Annotated in this window: 5 protein-coding genes and 1 tRNA gene; 3 read left to right on the top strand and 3 right to left on the bottom strand. The window is 58.6% G+C overall.

Annotation, left to right across the window (positions count from 1 at the left end; all coding sequences use genetic code 11):
* Both WA989_RS10800 and WA989_RS10795 read right to left on the bottom strand, forming a co-directional pair.
* On the bottom strand, nt 1–620 hold a 620-nt coding region (locus WA989_RS10800), incomplete at its 3' end, for a TonB-dependent receptor plug domain-containing protein (RefSeq protein WP_424340505.1).
* 103 nt (nt 621–723) lie between these two features.
* On the bottom strand, nt 724–1,419 hold the full coding sequence (locus WA989_RS10795) for a TetR/AcrR family transcriptional regulator (protein ID WP_424340504.1): 696 nt from the start codon (nt 1,417–1,419) through the stop codon (nt 724–726).
* A gap of 333 nt (nt 1,420–1,752) precedes the next feature.
* Between WA989_RS10795 and WA989_RS10790 the strand changes: the two genes are divergently transcribed.
* Nucleotides 1,753–3,999 carry a beta-glucosidase family protein gene (locus WA989_RS10790; RefSeq protein WP_424340503.1) on the top strand — a complete coding sequence of 749 codons (2,247 nt, stop codon included), beginning with the start codon at nt 1,753–1,755 and terminating at the stop codon, nt 3,997–3,999.
* A gap of 372 nt (nt 4,000–4,371) precedes the next feature.
* Here WA989_RS10790 and WA989_RS10785 read toward each other — a convergent pair.
* A tRNA-Ser gene (locus tag WA989_RS10785) sits at nt 4,372–4,461 on the bottom strand.
* 164 nt (nt 4,462–4,625) lie between these two features.
* Here WA989_RS10785 and WA989_RS10780 point away from each other — a divergent pair.
* Both WA989_RS10780 and rpmA read left to right on the top strand, forming a co-directional pair.
* The gene (locus WA989_RS10780) at nt 4,626–5,342 is read left to right on the top strand and encodes a 50S ribosomal protein L21 (RefSeq protein WP_424340502.1); all 717 of its coding nucleotides are present in this window, start codon (nt 4,626–4,628) and stop codon (nt 5,340–5,342) included.
* 42 nt (nt 5,343–5,384) lie between these two features.
* The gene (rpmA, locus tag WA989_RS10775) at nt 5,385–5,654 is read left to right on the top strand and encodes a 50S ribosomal protein L27 (RefSeq protein WP_424340501.1); all 270 of its coding nucleotides are present in this window, start codon (nt 5,385–5,387) and stop codon (nt 5,652–5,654) included.
* Nucleotides 5,655–5,832 lie beyond the last annotated feature (178 nt).

Here is a 5,832-nt window from a genome sequence, read left to right as displayed (position 1 = left end):
TTCGAATAGGCCGAGAGGCGGGCGGTCACGCCGTCGGCAATCGGACCGGAGATGGCGCCGTTCAGGTTGATTTCGTTGAAGGAGCCATAGGACCCGGACACATTGGCCTCGAATTCATCGGTCGGGTTCTTCGTCACGATCGAGATCACACCTGCCGAGGCGTTCTTGCCGAACAGGGTGCCCTGGGGACCGCGCAGCACTTCGACACGCTCCACGTCGGCGAGGTCGAAGATGCCTGCCCCCTCGCGGCCCAGGATGACGCCATCGACCGCAACGGCCACGCTCGCTTCAATGCCGATATTGAACAGGCCGGTCCCGATGCCGCGGATCGAGGAGGCTGACTGGCGCGCATTCACGCCGTTGTTGAAGGTGATCCCGGGCGCGACGTACTGGAGCTGATCGAATCCGTCGATCTGCCGCGCTGCGAGATCGTCGCCGCCAATCGCCGTGATGGAGATTGGAACGTCCTGGAGGTTCTGTTCGACCTTCTGTGCGGTCACCGTCACCGTGCCGAGCCGGCGATCACCGTCGTCCGGCCCGGACTCCTGGGCCTGAGCAAACCCTCCGCCCAGAACCGCTGCCGAACACGCCGTACAAAGAAGCCAGTTACCAATGCGCATAAATTCCTCCCACGCAAACTTTCCATACGGAAAACTTTACAATTGGAAAGTTGTCAAGCTCAGAGATCGATTTCTACCTTGGGGTCTTGCGCCGTTCAGTGGGTCAAATCTTCGTCCAGGCAGGAAGCGCTGGCCGCTTCAGATCAGCATCGGGAGCGTCGCGAAGCAGGATGGCGAGCACAGCATCGACATGGGCTTCTGTCGCCGCTTCGCTTTGCATATCGACGCCGTAAAGCTTCTTGATCGTGGTGGAGAAGGCAAACGGAATCTGGCAGATGGTCGACACGGCATAGAAGAGCGAGACCAGGAAAACGTCGGGAAGTTGCCCCTTGTCCATCAGGTGCCGAAAGAACGGTGTCAGCGTCTGGTGGCTCTTCAGAATGTATTTGACCATCCAGTCCAGACGATCACCACCCGCGATCGATTCGTGAAACATGATGCGGATCTGATCCGGATTTTTTGCGCAGTATTTGACATAGCGGCGCAGAAAAATCCGAAGATCGTCGACAGTTTCATATTTCAGTTTTTCGGTTTCCGGCCCGCTTACTTCGCGGTCAAGCCGGCGGAACATATCGGTTACCACATCCTTCCAGAGCTGTTCCTTGCTGCCGAAGTGATAGCGGATGAGCGTATGTGTAACGCCCGCTTTCTCAGCGATTTCCCTAATATTCGCGCCATCGAAGCCTCGTTGGGCAAACAGGCGCCGGGCCTCTGACATGATCCGGGTGCGGCTTTCTTCGGCGCGCGGATGGCTGGGTGGGCGCCGGGTTGGCTGCGCGTAAGACTTCGGCTCTACCATGCGTTTTGGCCTGTGCATTTGGTGTCGCCCGCTTTGAGCCGACTTCGATTTCGATCCTAAACCAGATTTGCCTCTTGCAGCAAAACTTTCCATATGGAAAGTTATGCGATGTTTCGGGTCAGGCTTGGACTTATTGCTGGCGATGCGCCGGCACACCTGCCCCTTGGGAGGAGAGAAAGTATGAAATCGGCGAGACGTTCAGCACGCAGGAAAAAAAACCTTGTGGCGCTCTGTTCAGGCTTGGCTCTTGTTGGTTGCGCGGGTGCGGCAAACAAGGCCGAACTGTCAGTCAGCGGAACCGGCAAAGATATGACCGCCACGGAGGACTCCACCATGGCAAAGCTCGACGACCTGACCATCGAGGAGAAGCTGAAGCTTCTGACCGGGCAGGGATTCTCGCTCAGCCACGAAAGAATGGCCGACACGGACCGGTTCGTTCCGGGGGCGGCTGGCTACACTTACGCAATCGAGGATAAGGGCATTTCATCGCTCGTCCTCGCAGATGGGCCCGCCGGACTTCGGCTGTCACCGGAGCATCCCGAAACCGGAGAAAAGCAATATGCGACGGCCTTTCCCATTGCGACGCTGATCGCTTCGAGCTGGGATATGGATCTTGCTGAATCGGTTGGAGCGGCGATGGGCAGCGAAGCCGTGGCCTATGGCGTCGACATCATTCTTGCGCCGGGCATGAACCTTCACCGCAACCCGCTCACCGGCCGCAACTTCGAGTACTATTCCGAAGACCCCCTCCTGAGCGGAAAGATGGCCGGTGCTGCGGTGCGCGGCATGCAGTCCAAGGGGGTGGGCGGAACGCTCAAGCATTTCGTCGCCAACAATCAGGAAACCAACCGGTTCGTTGTCGACACGCTGATTGGTCAACGGTCTCTTCGGGAACTCTACCTTCGCGGCTTTCAGATCGCGATCGAGGAAGGAGAGCCCTGGGCCATCATGACCTCGTATAACCGTCTGAACGGTGAATACACGTCCCAGAGCCGGGCTCTGCTCGACCAGGTTCTACGCAATGAACTCGGCTTTGACGGCGTGGTCATGACTGACTGGTTCGCTGGCGACGACCCCGCTGCCCAGATCGAAGCGGGCAACAATCTGATCATGCCGGGCGGCCCGGATGTGGACGAAGCCCTGAGCGCGGCCTTCCAGGCCGGTCGTCTTTCGGAAGACAAGGTCGACGAAAACCTGACGCGAATTCTCCAGGCCATGCAGCGGACCGAAAAGGCCGACAAGCCCCAGCCAACAAATGCACCGCCGCTCGACGCAAACGCCGCGCTGGCTCGCCGCGTTGCCGGCGAAGCGACCGTCCTGCTCAGGAACGAAGGTTCAACGCTGCCACTGGATCCATCGATTAAGACCGTCGCGCTGTTTGGTGTGGGGGCCTATTCGACCGTGTCCGGCGGCACGGGGAGCGGCGATGTTGCCGAAGCCTACACCATCCACGTTGCTGACGGGCTCATCGAGCATGGCTGGACGATAGATCAGGACCTGGCCAGCACCTATCGGGGTTTCATTGATGAATTCGAAGCGAGCAAGCCCAAGCCGAAAACGGTCATGGAGCAATTCCTGCTGCACGCCCGTCCTGCCGAGATGGCTCTGCCCGATGACGTCATCGCTGGCGCGGCCGATCGCAATGATGCAGCCATCATCACCATCAGCCGGAATTCCGGCGAGTTCGTAGACAGAAAGGTCGCCGATGATTTCGACCTGACTGAAACGGAACAGGCGATGCTTCGGTCGGTCTCTGCCGATTTCAGGGCCGCCGGCAAGCCCGTCATTGTCATCCTCAACATTGGCAATGTCATCGAAACGGCGTCCTGGCGCGATCTGGCCGACGCCATCATTTTGCCCTGGCAGGGTGGCCAGGAAGCAGGTCGCGCCATCGCCGATGTCTTGTCAGGCGCTGTGAACCCCTCGGGGCGTCTGCCAATGACCTTTCCGATTTCCTATGCGGATACGCCATCGGCCCTGTTCTTTCCGGGCACGGAAAACCTCGACAAGCCAATTCCGATCATTGGTGGCCTGATGACCCAGTACGAAAGCGAAGTCGCTTACGAGGAAGGCATTTATGTTGGCTACCGCTTCTTCGTGACGGCCAGCAGCGACGTCGCCTATCCGTTCGGTTATGGCCTGTCCTATTCAAGCTTTTCGTATGACAACCTTGCCGTTTCGCGCGCAGGCGACGGCGCATTTCTTGTTAGTCTCGACGTAACGAATACCGGCGGCAAGCGCGGGCGCGAAGTTGTGCAGCTCTATGTCGAAGCGCCGGATGGCAAACTGGACAAGCCTCTGCGTGAACTGAAAGCCTTCAACAAGACCAAGCCTTTGGCGCCCGGAGAGATTGAACGCGTCTCACTAACAATCCCGACAAAGACACTCGCCTCGTTTGATCCGGAGGGCTCCGAATGGATAGTAGAGGCGGGTGAGTACAGGCTTATAGCCAGTGCATCCGCGACGGATGAGCGTGCATCGGCGACGATCAATATTCCGAATACGCTTGTAATTGACCAGGTCGCACGGGTACTCGCACCGGCCCGACCGATAGGCGAGCAATTTCGGATTTCAAAGTGAGAAGCGCGTGGGCGGGGGGGCGCAATATTATCGATATCGGCACGCATTCCATTGCCCCGCTCGACTCAATGTCTCCCTATAAAAATCGGGAGTCGATAATCGCTGAGGCAGGTTGCGTGCAAAATGGAAAAAGGGGTGAGAGGCGGATGCAAACACGCCCATCTGCTTCACATACACCGCATTATGCGAACGCTCGCCAAAGGGCATCGGCGCTTAAGAGATCTCGCGAAAGTGGCGCTCAGAGACTTTCGGCGAAAATTGGAGAATGAGCAGGGAAAATCGTGCAGGTAGAGACCGCAGCCCAAGAAAAAGCCCGCCAGTGGCGGGCGATTTGGGGAGGTCCCGGATCTGGTCTTCAAATCAGGGTCCCAGTGGCGGAGAGAGAGGGATTCGAACCCTCGGAGCCCTTGCGAGCTCACTAGTTTTCGAGACTAGCCTATTCAACCACTCTAGCACCTCTCCGTGGGGCGGGGGGATAGCGTGTGCGGGGAACTGGCGCAAGCCCCGGATTTCATGCATGTCAGGGTTTGACATGGGCCAGATGATGGTGTTTATCCGCGCCTTCATGTCCGGCGCCTTACGCGTGCGGACACTCAACTAATTTCACCTTCCGGAAGGATGAGGCCATGTTCGCGGTCATTAAGACTGGTGGCAAACAGTATAAAGTCGCCGAAGGCGATGAGATTGTCGTCGAGAAACTTAGCGCTGACGCCGGCGCAGACGTGACCTTCGAGGTCCTGATGCTGGGCGACGGCAAGACTGTCACGGTTGGCGCCCCGCTGGTGTCGGGCGCAAGCGTCGTCGGTGAGATTACCGCCCAGCGCAAGGGCGACAAGAAGCTGATCATGAAGAAGCGTCAGCGCAACACCTATCGCCGCAAGAAGGGCCATCGCCAGCTTGAGTCTGTCGTCACGATCACGTCGATCCTGACCGACGGCAAGAAAGCGCCGGCGAAGAAGGCTGCTGCGCCGAAAAAGGAAGAGGCCCCGAAGGCTGAAGCCAAGGCGGCTGCGAAGACCGAAGCCCCGGCTGCCAAGCCAGAGGCTGCCCCGAAGAAAGAGGCCGCACCGAAGGCTGAGGCAAAGGCAGACGCCAAGCCGAAGACCGACGAGCGTGGCCGCCTGAAGAAGGCTGAAGGCAAGAAGGACGATCTCAAAGAGATCACCGGTGTCGGCCCGGCCATGGAGAAGAAGCTCAACGAAGCGGGCATCTTCCACTTCTGGCAGGTTGCAGACCTGAACAAGACGCAGGCCAGCGAGCTTGATGACGAAGCCGGTCTCGGCGGACGTATCGAGCGTGACGAATGGGTCAAGCAGGCCAAGAAACTGGCAAAGGACGCCTGAAGTCTGATATAGGCTTCAAGGACAGATTGAAGGAACGCCCTCATGGCACACAAGAAATCAGGCGGTTCATCACGTAACGGCCGCGATTCGAACCCGAAATATCTCGGCGTGAAGAAGTTTGGCGGCCAGCACGTTGTGCCGGGCAACATCATCATCCGCCAGCGCGGCACCAAGACCTATCCGGGCAAGGGCGTCGGCATGGGCAAGGACCACACCCTCTTCGCCCTCGAAGAAGGCCAGGTCGAGTTCAAGCGCACCCGCGGTGACCGTCAATATGTGTCGGTTGTCCCGATGGCAGACGCTGCAGAATAAGGCGAGGCCAGGCGGGGCGTCGTCGCCACCGTTTGATCGAACCTGAAAGACTTGCGAAGGGGAGACAGGTGGCTGTCTCCCCTTTTTTCTATGCTGGACAGGCCAGTTTTGAAGGATGCCGGCCATGGTTGAGACGATCAGGACAGAACGGTTGACCCTGCGCGCGCTGGGCCTGCGC

Origin of the sequence: Henriciella sp. (assembly GCF_049649345.1) — a bacterium.
Taxonomy (GTDB): Bacteria; Pseudomonadota; Alphaproteobacteria; order Caulobacterales; family Hyphomonadaceae; genus Henriciella.
The sequence above is the reverse complement of the archived record's forward strand: the minus strand, read 5'-3'. Positions and strand labels throughout refer to the sequence as shown.

Bases quoted from the DNA above. Each gene is read 5' to 3' on its own strand.
- WA989_RS10795 (WP_424340504.1), bottom strand. From the start codon at position 1,419: ATGGTAGAGCCGAAGTCTTACGCGCAGCCAACCCGGCGCCCACCCAGC.
- WA989_RS10790 (WP_424340503.1), top strand. From the start codon at position 1,753: ATGGCAAAGCTCGACGACCTGACCATCGAGGAGAAGCTGAAGCTTCTG.
- WA989_RS10780 (WP_424340502.1), top strand. From the start codon at position 4,626: ATGTTCGCGGTCATTAAGACTGGTGGCAAACAGTATAAAGTCGCCGAA.
- rpmA (WP_424340501.1), top strand. From the start codon at position 5,385: ATGGCACACAAGAAATCAGGCGGTTCATCACGTAACGGCCGCGATTCG.